Raw genomic sequence first — 16,693 nt, 5'->3', positions numbered from 1 at the left:
CTGCCTGGAGATGAAACGTGATCGTGATGGTCTATGGCTTTACGGGCCGCTATGCAGGCGCGTCCGAACTCGAATGGAATGCGCCGGAAGCAGGTGCGTTGCATAGAGCCATGCTGTTCCTGCGGCAGGACGAAGAGCGCGATGCGTTCGACCTGGCCCAGGCCGAATGCGCACGATTCGGCTTTGATGAGATCACCGACCTGCGCTGCGGCCGCTTGCAGGTGGATGTGCTGGACACCGATGCCTACCGTGGCTTCGCCGGGTTCTACGAAGAGGCTCTGACCAAGGGCTCCGCCCTGCTCTACTACCCGAACTGATTCCGGTAGTGCCAGGCCATGCCTGGCAGGGCTTCCCCGCATCACCCTCGCGGCGATGTCCCGCGCTTCGGCCCCAGCAACGCCAGCAGCACGTACACGACGATCGAGGCGACCGTACCCAGCAGCGCAGGCCCACCGAAGGCCCAGGCCGCCCGGCCCTGCTGCCGCGCCCACTGTCCAAGATGCCAGGCCGCCCCCAGGTTGATCAGCCACGCAAGGGCGAACACCGGCCACTGTGCCATGCCGACGGCGCGCAGCAGCGGCAGGGCCAACAGTGCGGCAACGATGGCCGCGACCAGGAAGATCAGGGCGGAGCGGGAATGGCGGGGCGTGGGAGCAGTTTCCAGTTCCATGGACAGTCTTCCCTGTGGGCCTGATGCCACCATTGTGGAACGCCGCACCATGCTCGGCAAAGGCCCCCCTGGTGCGGGGCGAGGCGCAGCACTACGACCCGCGCAACGAGAGATGGACCAGGAATGCTGGCACTGGCCCCAGCATGGCGAAGCCACCCAGCAACCACGCCCGCCGTCCCTGCAATCGCGCACGCTGGTACAGATGCCAAGCTGCGCCCCAGCTGCCCACCCATGCCAGCAGCGGTGCGGGGCTGCCGTCGATATCGAAGCCGAATGCAAGCGTCAACCCGATCACCATCGACAGCGCCACGCCGGTTGCCAGCCAGATGGCAGCCCGCCGTTCGTGGTGGGCGGCAGCGCGTGCCATCGAGTCCATGCCGGAGACCCTGCTCACCCCTGCGCGAAGTCCTTCAGGATCTCGCCCACGCCGCTGGCGGAAATCTCGAAGCCGAGCGTCGTACCAGGGTTGACCACCACGCCGTAGCCACCCGGCACGCGGCGCAGCACGTCCAGCATCAGCCAGCGGATCTGGTGCGGGGCCTGCTGGGAATGGATGCCGACCCGCGCCGGATCGGTGAACACAGCCACGTGCAGGGTGCCCTGCTTGTCGAACAGCAGCGGGTCGAAACCGCTGCCGTCAGGGGTGACCAGGCTGCCGGTCAACAGCACCACCTCGGACGCCACGAAGGCTTCCATGAAGGCGCGGATCGGCACGGCCCCGTCCATGGCGGCCTTCAGCAGGGTTTCGATCGGGGTCTGCGGGGCGAGGTCGGTCATGGCGGTACGGCGGGGAGGTAGGGGCGCCTATTGTAGAGCCGAGCCCACGCTCGGCTGCCCCTGCCCGCCGAAGCAGCCAGGCATGGCCTGGCTCTACCGGGCATGTGCCTGCAGCGGGGCCTGGCCGGAACGGCGCCAGTACCGGTGAACCAGTGCAGCCAGCAGCATGCCCGCGGCCCACGCCATCAGCACGCTGCCGCCGCCCTGCAGCGCATCCATCGCGGCCAGTCCCGCAACCAGCGCCAGCAGGGCCGCCACCAGCATTACTGCCACGCCCGTGCCACGTGCGCTGGCCAGGCGCAGGGCCAGCAGCATCAGCGGGAACGCCACCAAGGTGGCGCCGAGGCCGAACACCACCAGCGCGTCCCACAGGTACACATTGAAGCTGCGCGGCATCGCGATGGCGGCGGTGCGCGCCAGCCACGGAAAGGTCACGGCGGCGATCAGGCCACCGGTGGCCACGCCAGCACAGAGTGGAATCAGTAAACGTCGCATCATTCAGCCCATCCTTGCCGAAGTACCGGCCGCTGGCCGGCAGTTGCATCTGCCAATGATCTGGAGCTGCCGGCCAGCGGCCGGCCCTACCGCTTCAAACGCTGGTCCCGCGCCTGCTGGTCAGCCACCGCCTTGTCCAGCTCGGCCTGCAGGGCCGGCTGCTGCACCGGCGCATCCAGCACGTACACCTTCACGCCGTGCGCCGGCACCTCCACCTTCAGCGAGCGCTTCACCTTCAGTTCGTTGCCGCCCAGCGCATCACGCCAGGTGCCCGCCTGCAGGTACCGCTCCACCTCGATGCTGCGCACTGTATCACCCTTGTTCAGCAGCACCAGCGCGGTCTGCGCCACGTCACCGTGCTGCAGCACGCGGAAGAACACTGCCTCGTCGCCCTGCAGGCGCTCGTTCACCTGCAGGCCGCGCTGCAGGGCCGGGGTGGCTTCGCGCAGCTTGGCGATGCGCTGCAGCGGCGCGAAGATCGGGCTCTGCGGTGCATCGTCCACGCGCTGCTGGCCGAAGTACGCGCGGTTGCCGGCGTGTTCGGCGCGGCCGCGCATGAAGCCGGTCTCCGATCCGTAATAGACCACCGGGATGCCGCGCGCGGTGAACAGCCAGTTGTGCGCGTCGATGAAGCCGGTGTCGCTGGCCTGCAGGCGTGGCATGTCGTGGTTGTCGTAGAAGCTCATCAACTCGTACGGGTTGGCGTACGGGCCACCGGTCAGGTGCAGCGGCTCGGCCAGCGTTTCAAACCCCTTGCCCGTGGTGCCGAAGGTCTGCTCCAGCGCGCCGCGCAGCGGGAAATCGAGCACGCTCACGTTCGCATTGGCCGGCCAGGTGTGCTCGGCGATGCTGGCCGCGTTGTAGTCGAAGGCTTCGCCGAACATGAACATGCCCGGGTGCTCGGCGCGGATGCGGTTGACGAACTCATGCCACCACGGGTGCGGCAGCCAGCCGATGGTGTCGATGCGCAGTGCATCCACGCCCTGTGCGGTCCACTGCAGGTAAGCGCCCACCAGGTAATCCATCACCGCCGGGTTGTCCTGGTTGAAATCGGACAGCTCGGCCAGGTTGCCGTCGAAGATGGAACCGTCCTTGCCGTCGACCGGACCGATGTTGTTGTAGAACGCGTGCAGCGGGTTGTGCTTCGGGTCCAGCTTCTGCGGCGGCAGGTTCTGGTGGTCGGCAATCAGCGTGCCGTCCTTGTCGAAGATCTGGCCGAACTGCGGCTGCCGCTTGGGCATGGTCCAGGCAGGCGAACCGTGGTTGCCGACGATGTCCAGCACCACTTTCAGGCCGGCATCGTGCAGGCCCTTGTTGAGGCCGGCAAAATCCAGGTCCCTGCTGGGCAGGTGTTCGTCGAGCTTGTAGAAGTTGATGCCCCAGTAGCCGTGGTAACCGGTCTTGCCGCGGTCGGTCAGCGTGCTGGTGCAGCTGATCGGCTTGCTGCCGGTGAAGGCCTCGTCCGGGTTGTCTACGATGGGCGTGATCCACACCGCACCGAAACCGAGGCTGCGGATGTACTGCGCATTGTCCAGCACGCCGCGGAAATCACCGCCGAGGTAGCCGATGTTGCCATCGACCTTGTCCGGGCACGGCACCGGGATGTCGAACGTGCGGTGCTTGCCACCCTGTTCGCGGTGGTCGTTGGACGGATCGCCGTTGACGAAACGGTCGGTGACCACGAAGTACACCGCATCGCTGGCGAACGGCTCGGTGGTGCCCACATAGTCCGGGCGCGGCGCAGCCACGGCCGGGCCGGCGAACAGGGCAAGGGAAACAGCAACAGCCAGCACACCACGCATCACACCACCTCCGGACGGGACGGAACCCGCAGTACGCACACACCGGCCACGAGCAGGCTGCAGCCCCCCAGCACCAGCACGTGGATCGGCTGCTCACCCAGCCACGCGCGCAGGGCAAAGCCGAGCGCACTGGCCGCGACCAGCTGCGGGATCACGATGAAGAAATTGAAGATGCCCATGTATACGCCCATCTTTGCCGCCGGAACGCTGTCCGACAGCAGGGCATACGGCAGGGACAGGATCGAGGCCCAGGCAAAGCCCACGCCGACCATCGACAGCAGCAGCCAGCGCGGATCATCGATGAACATCATCGAGATCAGCCCTGCCCCGCCCAGCCACAGGTTGACCAGGTGGCTCCAGCGCAGGCCGAGCGCGCGCACCATCGGCGGGATCAGCAGTGCGGCCAGTGCAGCGAAGCCGTTGTAGGCACCAAACAGCACGCCCACCCAGTTGGCGCCTTCGTTGTAGGCCGCCGACTGCGGATCGGTGGAACCGAAGTGGGTACCGGCCACGGCGGCGGTGGTGAAGATCCACATCGCAAACAGTGCGAACCACGAGAAGAACTGCACCCAGGCCAGGCGCCGCATGGTCACCGGCATTGCCCGCAGGTCGCCGACGATGGCCGCCAGCATGTGCGGGCCGGGCAACAGGCGGGCCAGCGCCAGCAGCAGGCCGTAACCCGCACACAGGCCGGCCAGCACGTACAGCATCTTGTCGCCCTGGCGCCAGGCGATCAGCGCTGCCAGCAGCACGCCCAGGCCCAGCCACAGCGCCACCTGGCCCCACGGTGCGGGACCGCTGACGGCGGCACCGGCGTGGTGCGCGGGCGGCTCGGCATCGTCGAAGGACGCAAGCTCGGTGGGCGAATACTCGCGCGTGCTGAACACCGTCCAGCTGATTGCCGCCAGCAGCACCACCGCGCCGAAGTAGAACGCGTAGCGCACCGAGTCGGGCACTTCACCCGGCACGGCCGTGTTGCTGACGCCGAAGTGAGTGAGGATGAAGGGCAGGAAGCTGGCGACGATGGCGCCGACGCCGATGAAGAAGCTCTGCATCGCATAGCCGGTCGGCCGCTGCCGCGGCGCCAGCTGGTCGCCGACGAACGCGCGGAACGGTTCCATCGACACGTTGATGGAGGCATCCAGCACCCACAGCGTGCCGGCCGCGATCCACAGCGTGGGCGAGTTCGGCATCACCAGCAGGGCCAGCGTGGTCAGCACCGCGCCGATCATGAAGAACGGGCGGCGTCGCCCCCAGCGCGTCCAGGTACGGTCGGACAGATAGCCCACCACCGGCTGCACCAGCAGGCCGGTCAGCGGTGCGGCGATCCACAGCCCCGGCACCGCGTCCTGCGATGCCCCCAGCGTTTCGAAGATGCGGCTGGCGTTGGCGTTCTGCAGTGCAAACCCGAACTGGATGCCGAGGAAGCCGAAACACATGTTCCAGATCTGCCAGAACGACAGCTGCGGCTTGGCGGGACGACTCATCGTGCACCCTCGACCGCAGCGACCGGCGCCACCTTCAGCGCCTGCACCTGGGCCTGGTTGAGCACGCCTTCGCGCCCGCCCTTGCCGCCGGTGTAGTGCGCGAAGTGCTCCAGCGCGCTCATGTTGAAGCCTTCTTCCAGAGTGACCGTGCAGCGGCCCTTCGGCACGGCGAAGCTGGCCGCGGTCGATTCCTGCGCGGCAACGCTGTGCGGCAGGGTGACGGTCTGCCGCTGCGCCGGCTGGCCTGCGCACTGCAGGTTCAACTGCTTCACCGCCGCGGTCACGCCGGTGTTGATCGGCCCGTTCGGGTTGTTGTACTGCAGGCGCAGGCGCACATGGCCAGCCTTGGCATTGCTGAAGCGCCACTGGCGATCACCGCGCAGCACCTGCTGCGGGCCCACGCACAGCATCGGGCTGTGCAGCGATTCCAGCGCACCGTCGCGGCGGGTCAGGCTGAGGCAATGCTGCAGCCCATCGTCGCCCACGCGGGCCACGCCCTTGGCCGGCTGCAGTGCCTTGCCGTCCTGCCACAGCACCTGGTCGGCGGCCACGGCCACGGTCCAGCCCTTGCCACTGCGCCTGGCCTGCGGTGCGGCCGGCGTGGCCGATGCACGCGCATTGGCGTCGGCGCTGGCCACCGCATCACGCGGCGCGGCAGCGGCCGGCACCAGCTGTACGGTGGTGGTCGCACCCCGCGTCTTTACCTTGCCGGCCACCAGCAGGCCGTCGCCCAGCTGTTTCGGCCGCTCCAGCACATAGCGCTTGCCGTTCGCCTCCAGGCTGATGCGGCGCTGCTTTCCGAACAGGTCCGGCACCAGGCTGGCCGGCAGCTTGGGCTGCACACTGCCATCGTCCTGCAGGCCGAACACGCCTTCGCTGACCATGGCCAGGTAACCGGCCACCGACCACAGCTGGCGCTCGGAGTTGACCACCGGGCCACTGAGCGCGCCTTCGTCCACGTGCACGGCCTGGGTGACCAGCTCGTAGTTCTCCATGTTGGAACCGGCCAGTGCCGCGCCCTGCATCAGCGAACGGATTTCGGCGGCGATGCGCGGGGCATCATCGAGCTTGCGCGCGGCACGCAGCGAGTAGGCGCTGACGAACGGCCAGATGGCGCGGTTGTGGTAGATCGGCTGCTGCGCTTCCTGCGGCCACACCACCGGGCTGCCGGCCGGCCCCATCGGGTAGGCGGCCAGCGCATGCTGCGCGCGCCCGGCGGGCAGCACGTCGGCGAGGATGCCCAGCGACAGGCCCAGCAGATCGACCTTGGCGTACGGCACCGGGTGCGCGGCCTCGCCGATGTAGCTCATGTACTGGCCCATGTCCTCGCGCCAGAAGCGTGCATCGATCTGCAGCGCCAGCGCGTCGGCCCAGGCCTTGTATTGTTCGCTGCGCTCGTCGCCCAGCTGCGCGGCCATCTGCTGGCCCAGGCGCAGCGCCTGGTAGTGCAGCACGTTGGTGGACAGCGCGTAGGAATCACCGATGAAGCGCACGTTCTCGCGCGTCCAGTCCGGGTAGGTCTGCTCACGCCAGTCCAGGAAAGACGTCTCGCCGCGGTACAGGCCCATCTGCGCGTCGAACACCATCGCCCGGTCCTGCGCCAGCGTGCCCTGCAGCGCCTGCCACACCTGGTCGGCGAACGCCGGATCATCCAGCAGGTGGCGCGCGGCGAGGAACCACACCACGCGGTCGCTGCTGATCGGCCAGCTGCCACCGGAACCGGTGTCCTGGGCAACGAACAGGCCGGGAGTGTGGCCATCGCGCGCGGCCGACAGCTTGAACTGCAGCGACTGCCGGGTGCGCTGCGGGTCCAGCTTGGCCAGTGCCAGATCGGCGGCGAAGCTGAGATCGCGGGTCCACACATAGGGCCAGCGCGCACCGGTCTGGAAGCAGTCGCACGGCACCGGTCGGCCTTCGTCGAAGGACGGATCGCGGATCGCGTCCACGCGGTCCTGGTCCATTTCCTGCTGCGCCAGCGCGAACAGCGCGTCGAACATCACGCTGCCGGTCTGGCTGCGCATGGGCGCGGCGGCGATCTGCACGGCGCCGTGCCCTTCCAGCGTGGGCGCATGCAGGACAAAGCTGCCCTTGGCAGCGGCTTCGGCACGCGCATGGCGGCCGTTGAATTCCAGGTCGGCCGCGTGCGCGGTCGTTCCCAGCGCTGCCCCAAGGGCAGCCGTCAGGCAAATGATCTTCAGCATCGAAGCGGCAGACCGGCTTGCGCCCGTCGACCTCCCTCCCTCTCTGCACCGTTGTGGGTCCGCGCCACCTTGGACGGTGCGCGGGCGCGGCGCCTCCCTCAAGGTGCCTTGGCCCCATGGTAGACGCGGCGCTGCAGCCTGCGGCCAGTTGCATACGTATTCATCGCAGTTGCGTGAAGAGCGGCGCCCACGCTGGCTTATGGTCCGGGTCTGCCAACGGCGCCTTGGGAGGGGAAATGCCGGCTTCATCTGCTGCAATCCGCGCGATGTTCGCGCACGTGATCGGCCTGGCCCTGCTGGGCCTGGCTGCCCTGGCCCAGGCCGCGCCACAGGTGGCCAGCGTGGAATCGCCGGGCAAGGTACTCAAGGTCAGCCTGGTGCTGGACGGTGGCACCGCGCGCTACCGCGTCGAGCGCTTCGGCGAGCCCGTGGTGGCCGATTCGAAGCTGGGCTTTGAACTGCGCGATGGCCGCCTGGACCGCGATTTCGCCCTGCTCGGCCAGCAGCAGCGCAGCGTCGATGACACCTGGGAACAGCCCTGGGGCGAGCGCCGGGTCACCCGCAACCACTTCAACGAACTGACCGTGCAGCTGGCCGAAACCACCGGCAGCAAGCGCCGCCTGGACGTGGTGTTCCGCGTGTACGACGACGGCCTTGGCTTCCGTTATGTGTTCCCCGAGCAGCCCAACCTGCGCGAGGCGATCATCGATGACGAGCTGACCGAGTTCGCCATCGCCCCCGATTCAACCGCCTGGTGGATTCCGGCCGGCGAGCCGATCCACTACGAGTACCTGTACCAGCGCACGCCGCTGCGCGAAGTGCCGCTGGTGCACACGCCGATGACCCTGCGCAGCCACGATGGCCTGCACGTGGCCATCCACGAGGCCGCGCTGGTGGACTACGCCGGCATGTGGCTGCGCCGCACCGAGGGCCAGCGCCTGCGCGCGCAGCTTTCGCCCTCGGCCGAAGGCTGGAAGGTGCGCCGTGCCCTGCCGTTCGCCACGCCGTGGCGCACGCTGCAGATCGCCGACCGCGCCGGTGGCCTGGTCGAATCGGACCTGATCCTCAACCTCAACGAACCCAATGCACTGGGCGATGTGAGCTGGGTGAAGCCGGCCAAGTACCTGGGCGTCTGGTGGTCGATGCACCTGGACAACGAAAGCTGGGCGACTGGCCCGAAGCACGCCGCCACCACCGCGAAGACAAAGAAGGTGATCGACTTCGCCGCCGCGCATGGCTTCCGCGGCGTGCTGGTGGAAGGCTGGAATCCCGGCTGGGACGGCATGTGGGTCGGCAACGGTTACGACTTCGATTTCACCCGCGCCACGCCGGACTTCGACATCGAGGCGCTGTCCGCGTACGGCCTGAAGAAGGGCGTGCACCTGATCGGCCACCACGAAACCGGCTGCGCCATCGAGCACTACGAAGACCAGCTGGGCGCCGCGCTGGACCTGTATGCACGGCTGGGCGTGGACCAGTTCAAGACCGGCTACGTCTGCGATGACGGCCAGGTCGACCGCCGCAATCCGGCCGGCGGCCCGCTCTGGCGCGAGTGGCATGACGGCCAGTTCATGGCCCGCCACCACCTGAAGGTGGTGCAGGAAGCCGCGCGCCGGCATCTGTCGGTGAATCCGCACGAGCCGATCAAGGACACCGGCCTGCGCCGCACCTACCCCAACTGGATCTCGCGCGAAGGCGCGCGCGGCATGGAGTACAACGCCTGGGGCCAGCCGCCGAACCCGCCCGAGCACGAGGTCAACCTGGTGTTCACCCGCATGCTGGCCGGCCCGTTCGACTACACCCCCGGCATCCTCAGCCTGAAGGGCCGCCACGGCCAGGCCATTCCCAGCACGCTGGCCCGCCAACTGGCGCTGTACGTGGTGCTGTACAGCCCGATCCAGATGGCCGCCGACCTGCCCGAGCACTACCTGCAGCACCGCGAGGCGTTCCGCTTCATCGAGGACGTGGCGGTGGACTGGGAGCAGAGCCGCGTGCTGGATGGCGAAGTGGGCGACTACGTGACGATCGTGCGCCGCGACCGCACCAGCCGTGACTGGTTCCTGGGCAGCATCACCGATGAACACGGCCGCGTGCTGCCGGTGTCGCTGGGCTTCCTGGAACCGGGCGTGCGCTACCGCGCCGAGATCTACCGCGACGGCGATGGTGCGGATTTCCGCAGCAATCCGTTCGCGTTCAAGCGCGAGACCCGCGAGGTGACCAGCGCCGATGCCCTGACCCTGGTGCTGGCGCCGGGCGGTGGCCAGGCGATCCGGTTCACCCCGCTCTGAATGGAACGGTAGTGCCGGCCGCTGGCCGGCATCCATCCGCATCGCGTGGTTGCCGGCCGGCGGTCGGCACTACCGGGATACAGACACTGGAATCGATTACAACGCTGCGAAAGCCATTGAATACGTATGCAGGGTGATTCCCGCGGAGAAGCCGCTGCCTACCATAGCGGCGACGACAGCGGCCACCGCGTCGCACGTCCACGGCACCGCCGGGACGACCACAAGATGCTCTACAACATTGCCTGGGAGGGGAAAATGTTGAACCACACGCGCACCGCGCTGAGTCTGGCGCTGGCCGTTGCACTGGTGCCGTCGCTGGCATCGGCGCAATCCACGCAGTCCACCGAAACCACCACCGGTACGTCCGCCACCAACCTGGACACCGTGCAGGTCACCGGCATCCGCCGCGGCATCGAAAACGCCATTGCGATCAAGCAGGACGCCACCTCGGTGGTTGAAGCGATCTCGGCCGAAGACATCGGCAAACTGCCCGACGTCAGCATCGCCGAATCGCTGGGTCGCCTGCCCGGCCTGGCCGCCCAGCGCGTGGCCGGCCGTGCCCAGGTCATCAGCGTGCGCGGCCTGTCGCCCGACTTCGCCACCACCCTGCTCAACGGGCGTGAAGTGGTCAGCACCGGCGACAACCGCAGCGTCGAGTTCGACCAGTACCCCTCGGAACTGGTGAACGGCGTGACCGTCTACAAGACCCCGGACGCCGCCCTGGTCGGCCAGGGCCTGTCGGGCACCATCGACATGCAGACCGTGCGTCCGCTCAGCTTCCCCGACCGCGTGATCGCCGTCAGCGGCCGCCTGCAGAAGAGTTCGCTCGGCGAAGCCGCCAATGTCGATGAATTCGGCAACCGCTTCAGCGCCAGCTACATCGACCAGTTCTTCGACAAGACCCTGGGCATCTCGATCGGCTACGCGCACAGCGACAACCCGATCCAGGAAAACCAGGTCGGCCTGTACGAGCCGTGGACCACCGAGCAGACCACCAACGGCAACCGCCCGGGCGTGGCCGCAGGCACGTACTTCTCCGACGGCATCAAGGCGCTGCGCCGTACCGGCAACAACAAGCGCGACGGCGTGATGGCCACCATCCAGTTCCGGCCGAACAACGCCTGGACCAGCACCTTCGATGCGTTCCACACCGAAGCCGAGCAGATCGACACCGCCAACCAGTTCGAGCTCAACCTGAGCAACTTCAATGGTGGCTATACCCCGGGCCTGCTGATCAGCAACCCGCAGGTCAATGCCGATGGCACTTTCACCGGTGGCACCGCCAGCGGCGTGTACCCGCTGGTGCGCGGCATGTACAACAAGCGCAAGGACAAGATCGATGCGTTCGGCTGGAACAACGAGTTCACCTTCGGCAGCGTCAAGCTGGTCGCCGATGTGAACTACTCCAAGGCCACGCGCGATGAGCTGAACCTGGAAAACAATCTGCAGCTGACCCCGATGCCACAGCTGGACACCATCGGCCTGCAGATCCGCCCGAACGGCTTCTCGCAGATCAGCCCGGGCCTGGATTACTCCGATCCCAATGCGCTGTTCCTGACCAACACCATCTATGGCTCCGGCTACGGCAAGGTGCCGCAGGTGGAAGACCGCCTGAAGGGCGCCAAGCTGGCCGCGACCATCGCCCTGCCCGAGGCCATCGCCTCGTGGGCACCGGACGTGGACATCGGCGTGAACTACGCCGACCGCCGCAAGACCAAGACCCAGTCCGAAGGCAACATCCTGCTGGGTGCGCAGGGCGATGCCAACATCGCCTCGGACCTGCAGTATTCGCCGGTCAACCTGGGCTTTGCCGGCATCGGCTACATCCCGGCCTGGAACGTGCCGGCGGCCGTGGGCCGCTACATGACCTTCAATCCGGTCGACAACCTTGATTACCTGATCCCGAAGTCGTGGGTGGTGCAGGAAAAGATCACCACCGCCTGGGCGCGCCTGAACATCAACACCGACATCGGTGAGGTGGGCGTGCGCGGCAACATCGGCGTGCAGATGCAGCACACCGACCAGAGCTCGGATTCGCGCTACTGGGACAGCTCACAGCCGGCCGGCAGCAACATCCAGCCGTACTCCAACGGCAAGACCTACAACGACTGGCTGCCGAGCTTGAACCTGGCCTTCATGTTCCCGCACCAGCAGACGCTGCGCTTCGCCGCAGCCAAGCAGGTCGCGCGCCCGCGCGTGGACCAGATGCGTGCTGGCCTGGAGTTCGGCGTGGATACCGCCACCGGCAAGCCCGGCGGCAGCGGCGGCAACCCGCTGCTGGATCCGTGGCGTGCCACCGCGCTGGACCTGTCCTACGAGAAGTACTTCGGTGAAAAGGCCTACGTGGCCGCCGCGATCTTCTACAAGGACCTGAAGAGCTACGTCTACACCCAGTCGGTGGACGACTACGACTTCACCGACCTGCTGGGCAGCTACGTGCCGCCGCCGGGCATGACCGCACCGGTGCTGACCACCGGCACGTTCTCCACCCCGGAAAACGGCAAGGGCGGCACGCTGAAGGGCCTGGAACTGACTGCATCGTTCCCGCTGGACATGCTGACCGACAGCCTGCGTGGCTTCGGCGTGCAGGCCAGTGCCACCTTCAACAAGAGCGACATCAAGATCCTCGACCCGGAAAGCGCTTCCAGCGTGGGTTCGGATCCGATCAGCCTGCCCGGCCTGTCCGAGCGCGTGTACAACTTCACCGCCTACTTCGAGCGCAACGGCTTCGAAGCGCGCGTGAGCCAGCGCCGTCGTTCGGACTTCATCGGTGAGATCGGCAACTTCAACGGCAACCGCACGCTGCGTTACGTGGTGGGCGAGAACGTGACCGATGCGCAGATCAGCTACACCTTCAGCGACAGCAGCGCCATGCGTGGCCTGACCCTGCTGCTGCAGGGAAGCAACCTGACCAACGAGCCGTACCGCACCTACGCCGGCACCACGGACCGCCCGCTGGAATACATCGAGTGGGGCCGCACCTACGTGCTGGGCGTGAACTACAAGTTCTGACCACGATCGGTAGTGCCGGCCGCTGGCCGGCAACGCACCGGTAGCGCCGGGCCATGCCCGGCGACACACAAGGGGAGCAGGACCGGAAACCCGCTGCGCAGGCAGCGGGTTTTCTTTTTGCGCATGGACACCGCATCCACGCATGGCGTGGATGCACCCGGCAGAACATCATGAGATCAGCACAGCGCAGCTGATGGCGATGACCAGCATCATCACCAGCAGGATGCGCCCGCTGGATCGGCCAAGAGCATGGCCAACATTGTTCAGGGCCACGGTAATGATCTGCCCCAGCAGTTCCCACATGGCACAACCTCTCTCTCGTCAGGACTCAGGCGCCCTCTTCCGGGGAACCACTGGTGGAACGCAAATGGACAGGCGGCAGGTCGAATCGCCTGGCCCAGACCAGCAGGACGCGGTGCTGCAGTTCACCTGTCGTGGAGAAGTAACGCACCGCTCGGTCTTCCGCGTTGTAATACGCCGCGTGCAGGGCGCCATCGGGATAGACCAGGACCGCCGCGGCATGGTGTGCAGGGAAACCCAAGCGCCACCCATCCAGCAGCAGCCCTCCATCCTTGAGCGGCACCGGCACCGCCGACTCGTCGAAGTTGCGCCGGAACGCCGCGTACTCCCCTCCGAGCAACTGCTTCAGGCCAGGCACCACGTCAGAGCCCTCGAAGGCATCCTCCAGCGCGGGGCCCACGATCATGATGGGCGTGGCGCAGACGGGATGGGCAACGGACAGTGCCACCGCCAGTGCCAATACACGCAACCAGGAATCAAAGGAACGCATCGGAAATCCGCCATGCAGGGAGGGCCATCAGGATCAGTGGCTTGAAGACCGCCGGCCACCGTGCATTACCATCTTCAAGCGTGTCGCCCAGAACAACAAGAAACCCGATGAATGCCCCGAACCAGATTCTGCAGAAGACCCTGATGGCACTTCATCGTGATGCCAGCGAAGTACACCGGCTGTGGCATGACAAGGCCCGGTTGCTACCGCTGCTGGAATGCGCACTGGCCATCCAGGCCGGGCAGCCGGGCCGCACCGCGCTTGGCCAGAGCGCGGCGTATCTGATCAATTACGTACTGGTTTTCTTTGCAGGCACGGCAGAAGGTCTTGGTGCACTGCTCAGGTCACTACCCCGGGCCGATCTACGCGCCACCCTCGCAAACCAATGGCTGTCCAACGAACTCATCGCATTGGCTGAAGTCTCGGCATTGGCCCGATCGCAGGACGTATGGACGCTTGAACACCTGTCTGCAGAGGATACAGAGTGGCTTGCCCGGCTCAGTGCCCAGTATCTGCTGAGGCATGCGCTGCCGAACTCCCTATCGGTGCAGGTCCTGGTGCCGGAAGAACTCAGGCTTGGCCCGCTTGCCCGGGAGTACCTGCTTGGCTGGGCCTGCGAAGAAGGCAAGCTTGACCCCGCCGCCACGCAGTACTTCGCGCAGGCGCATCCTGCCAAGTTCGCGATGCTGCAGACCCTGGCTGCCGCGCATCCTCCTGCCGCTACGCGGCCGCTGTGACAGGCGGCATGTGCCGAAGCAGAAGCGTCCAGCATCGCGTTCAGACGACAGTCCCGGAAAAAAAGGGGCGGGGCGCTCCGGCCCCGTCCCCGCAAGTACCGCCACCGGAGAAATCGATCAGCAGCCCGGCGGTCTGTGCGATGCAGCCAACGTATTGCCTCGCCCAGGCCCGCAGCGCCAGGTGGTGGGGCTGGTCTGCGTTCGAGAAATGGCGCGGGGCGCGCTGACCCGCGTTGTAGTAGGCCGCGTCCAGGCTTCCGTCTGGATGCAGCACCACCACCGCACCGTAGGAATCAGGAAAGCCCAGCCGCCACCCGGCCAGCAGCAGGCCACCACTCTTCAGCGGCACCGGCGTCGCAGATTCATCGAAGTTGCGCCGGAACGCCGCGTACTCCGGCCCGAGCAACTGCTTCAGGCCGGGCACCACGTCAGAACCCTCGAAGGCCTCTTCCAGCGCCGGGCCCACGATCACGATGGGTGTGGCGCAGGCGGGGTGGGCAATGGACAGCGCCACCGCCAGTGCCAACAGGCGCAACAGCGAAGATAAGCCATGCATCGGAGGGCCACCATGGAGGGGGGCCACCAGTGTCCACGCCCACCCCGGCCGTTTCCATTCCAATAGTTGGAAAGTGACGGCCAACAGCGACCCACAAAAAAGGGACGGGGCGCTTCGGCCCCGTCCCCGCAAGTACCGCCACCGGAGAAATCGGTCAGCTGCGTCGTGCGCAATACACCGCGCGCGGCGGCAGCTGGAGTTCATTGCCCTGCACCGTGCCCGCATCCGGGCCCGGCACCGCCACCTGCTGCCAGTTGCCCGGCGGCAGCGGATGGCTCACCGCCTCGGCCGACAGGTTGAAGGCCAGCAGGAGGGTTTCATCTGCAAGCATACGCTCGAACAGCAGCACTGGCTCGGCACTGTCCAGGAAACGGATGTCGCCGTGCTGCAGGGCCGGCTGGGTCCGCCGCCAGGCGAGGAAGCCGCGGAAGGCCGCCAGGACCGAACCCGGGTCGGCCTCCTGCACCGCCACCGCCGCCGCCCGGTGCTCGGCCGGGATCGGCAGCCAGGGCTTGCCGGTGGTGAAGCCGGCCAGCGGGGCGTCGGTCCACGGCATCGGCGTGCGGCAGCCATCACGGCCCTTGAAGTTCGGCCAGAAGGTGATGCCGTAGGGGTCCTGCAGGTCCTCGAAGGCGACTTCCGCCTCGGCCAGGCCCAGCTCTTCCCCCTGGTACAGGCAGACCGAACCGCGCAGCGAGCACAGCAGCGCCACCAGCATGCGGGCCAGGCGCGGGTCGGACGGACGGCCGCCCCAGCGGCTCACCGCCCGTTCGACGTCATGGTTGGACACCGCCCAGCACGGCCAGCCTTCGGTCATCACCGCTTCCAGGCGGGAGACCGTGTCGCGGATGTAGGCCGCGCTGTAGTCGTCCACCAGCAGCTCGAAGCTGTAGCCCATGTGCAGGCGGCCGTCCTGGGTGTACTCGGCGGTGGTGGCCAGCGAGTCCTCCGAGGAGATCTCGCCCAGGCTCACCGCCCCCGGGTACTCGTCCAGCAGCGCGCGCAGCTGCTCCAGGAACGGCAGGTTCTCCGGCTGGGTGTTGTTGTAGTAGTGGTACTGGTACGCGTACGGATTGTCCGGGCTGAAGCCGCGGCCCACGCGCTTGTCCGCCGGCTTGGGCGGGTTGTCGCGCAGCTGCGCATCGTGGAAGCAGAAGTTGATGGCGTCCAGGCGGAAGCCGTCCACGCCGCGGTCGAGCCAGAACCGCACGTTGTCCAGGGTGGCCTGCTGTACGTCCGGGTTGTGGAAGTTCAGGTCCGGCTGGTCGACCAGGAAGTTGTGCAGGTAGTACTGCTCGCGGCGCGGCTCCCACTGCCAGGCGCCGCCACCGAACAGCGACAGCCAGTTGTTGGGCGGGGTGCCGTCCTCGCGCGGGTCGGCCCACACGTACCAGTCGGCCTTGGGGTTGGTCCGGTCCTGGCGGCTCTCGCGGAACCAGGCATGCTCGAGCGAGGTGTGGCTGAGTACCTGGTCGATCATCACCTTCAGGCCCAGTCCATGCGCCTTGGCCAGCAGGCGGTCGAAGTCCTCCAGGCTGCCAAACAGCGGGTCGACATCGCGGTAGTCGGCGATGTCATAGCCGAAATCGGCCATCGGCGATTTGAAGAACGGCGAGATCCAGATCGCATCGGCGCCCAGCGCCGCGATGTGGTCCAGCCGCTCGATGATGCCCGGCAGGTCGCCCACCCCGTCGCCGCTGGCGTCGAGGTAGCTGCGCGGGTAGATCTGGTAGATGACGGCTCCGCGCCACCATGGATTGTGCGACATCGACAGCCCCCCTCCGGGCATGCGGGACCCACCGGAAGCGGGCCGAAAACCAACTCCGGCAAGCTTAGCGGCGGCTTCCCGGGCATGGCGCTGCCTGCATACGTATTCAC

15 protein-coding genes are annotated in these 16,693 nt (G+C 67.1%); 4 read left to right on the top strand and 11 right to left on the bottom strand.

The window, feature by feature from the left end; all coding sequences use genetic code 11:
- Positions 1 to 17 precede the first annotated feature (17 nt).
- Positions 18 to 317, top strand: coding sequence for a hypothetical protein (locus tag C1927_RS05710; RefSeq protein WP_159095301.1), 300 nt, complete (start codon positions 18 to 20; stop codon positions 315 to 317).
- Between the two features lie 41 nt (positions 318 to 358).
- Here the strand turns inward: C1927_RS05710 and C1927_RS05705 are convergent, their stop codons facing one another.
- The 7 genes from C1927_RS05705 to C1927_RS05675 all read right to left on the bottom strand — a co-directional run bounded on the left by C1927_RS05705 (position 359) and on the right by C1927_RS05675 (position 7,432).
- Positions 359 to 670, bottom strand: coding sequence for a hypothetical protein (locus tag C1927_RS05705; RefSeq protein WP_079220984.1), 312 nt, complete (start codon positions 668 to 670; stop codon positions 359 to 361).
- 91 nt (positions 671 to 761) lie between these two features.
- Positions 762 to 1,046: a hypothetical protein gene (locus tag C1927_RS05700; RefSeq protein ID WP_108746141.1), complete on the bottom strand. Its 285-nt coding sequence runs from the start codon at positions 1,044 to 1,046 to the stop codon at positions 762 to 764.
- A 14-nt stretch (positions 1,047 to 1,060) separates the two neighbouring features.
- Complete coding sequence (locus tag C1927_RS05695; protein ID WP_079220982.1) at positions 1,061 to 1,447, bottom strand: SseB family protein; 387 nt, start codon at positions 1,445 to 1,447, stop codon at positions 1,061 to 1,063.
- A 93-nt stretch (positions 1,448 to 1,540) separates the two neighbouring features.
- Positions 1,541 to 1,942: a hypothetical protein gene (locus C1927_RS05690; RefSeq protein WP_159095300.1), complete on the bottom strand. Its 402-nt coding sequence runs from the start codon at positions 1,940 to 1,942 to the stop codon at positions 1,541 to 1,543.
- Positions 1,943 to 2,028: 86 nt separating this feature from the next.
- Positions 2,029 to 3,744, bottom strand: a complete 1,716-nt coding sequence (locus C1927_RS05685) for an alpha-amylase family glycosyl hydrolase (protein ID WP_108746139.1) — start codon at positions 3,742 to 3,744, stop codon at positions 2,029 to 2,031.
- Positions 3,744 to 5,231, bottom strand: coding sequence for an MFS transporter (locus C1927_RS05680; RefSeq protein WP_108746138.1), 1,488 nt, complete (start codon positions 5,229 to 5,231; stop codon positions 3,744 to 3,746). The genes C1927_RS05685 and C1927_RS05680 overlap by 1 nt, the downstream gene beginning before the upstream one ends.
- A complete protein-coding gene (locus C1927_RS05675; RefSeq protein WP_108746137.1) occupies positions 5,228 to 7,432 on the bottom strand; it encodes a Six-hairpin glycosidase-like protein in 2,205 nt (734 codons plus the stop codon). Before C1927_RS05675 ends, C1927_RS05680 begins: the two co-directional genes overlap by 4 nt.
- Before the next feature lie 236 nt (positions 7,433 to 7,668).
- Between C1927_RS05675 and C1927_RS05670 the strand changes: the two genes are divergently transcribed.
- Together C1927_RS05670 and C1927_RS05665 are read left to right on the top strand one after the other, a co-directional pair.
- Positions 7,669 to 9,720, top strand: coding sequence for a glycoside hydrolase family 97 protein (locus tag C1927_RS05670; protein ID WP_108746136.1), 2,052 nt, complete (start codon positions 7,669 to 7,671; stop codon positions 9,718 to 9,720).
- A 255-nt stretch (positions 9,721 to 9,975) separates the two neighbouring features.
- Positions 9,976 to 12,732 (top strand): TonB-dependent receptor, encoded by a 2,757-nt coding sequence (locus C1927_RS05665; RefSeq protein WP_174208671.1) that lies wholly within the window; start codon positions 9,976 to 9,978, stop codon positions 12,730 to 12,732.
- A 168-nt stretch (positions 12,733 to 12,900) separates the two neighbouring features.
- Here the strand turns inward: C1927_RS05665 and C1927_RS21800 are convergent, their stop codons facing one another.
- Together C1927_RS21800 and C1927_RS05660 are read right to left on the bottom strand one after the other, a co-directional pair.
- Positions 12,901 to 13,035 carry a hypothetical protein gene (locus tag C1927_RS21800; protein WP_265349647.1) on the bottom strand — a complete coding sequence of 45 codons (135 nt, stop codon included), beginning with the start codon at positions 13,033 to 13,035 and terminating at the stop codon, positions 12,901 to 12,903.
- Between the two features lie 25 nt (positions 13,036 to 13,060).
- Positions 13,061 to 13,522 carry a hypothetical protein gene (locus C1927_RS05660; RefSeq protein ID WP_079220976.1) on the bottom strand — a complete coding sequence of 154 codons (462 nt, stop codon included), beginning with the start codon at positions 13,520 to 13,522 and terminating at the stop codon, positions 13,061 to 13,063.
- 107 nt (positions 13,523 to 13,629) lie between these two features.
- Here C1927_RS05660 and C1927_RS05655 point away from each other — a divergent pair, with 107 nt between their 5' ends.
- Positions 13,630 to 14,259 (top strand): hypothetical protein, encoded by a 630-nt coding sequence (locus C1927_RS05655; protein WP_108746135.1) that lies wholly within the window; start codon positions 13,630 to 13,632, stop codon positions 14,257 to 14,259.
- A 40-nt stretch (positions 14,260 to 14,299) separates the two neighbouring features.
- On the opposite strand, the gene C1927_RS05650 is transcribed toward C1927_RS05655, so the two are convergent.
- Together C1927_RS05650 and C1927_RS05645 are read right to left on the bottom strand one after the other, a co-directional pair.
- Positions 14,300 to 14,815: a hypothetical protein gene (locus tag C1927_RS05650; protein WP_159095299.1), complete on the bottom strand. Its 516-nt coding sequence runs from the start codon at positions 14,813 to 14,815 to the stop codon at positions 14,300 to 14,302.
- A 154-nt stretch (positions 14,816 to 14,969) separates the two neighbouring features.
- Entirely contained in the window at positions 14,970 to 16,583 is a 1,614-nt protein-coding gene (locus C1927_RS05645) for an alpha-glucosidase family protein (protein WP_108746133.1), read from the bottom strand.
- Between the last annotated feature and the right edge of the window lie 110 nt (positions 16,584 to 16,693).

Source organism: Stenotrophomonas sp. ZAC14D1_NAIMI4_1 (genome assembly GCF_003086775.1).
In the GTDB taxonomy this organism is placed as follows: domain Bacteria; phylum Pseudomonadota; class Gammaproteobacteria; order Xanthomonadales; family Xanthomonadaceae; genus Stenotrophomonas.
Note: the sequence above shows the minus strand (reverse complement) of the source record. Positions and strands in the feature narration are given on the sequence as shown.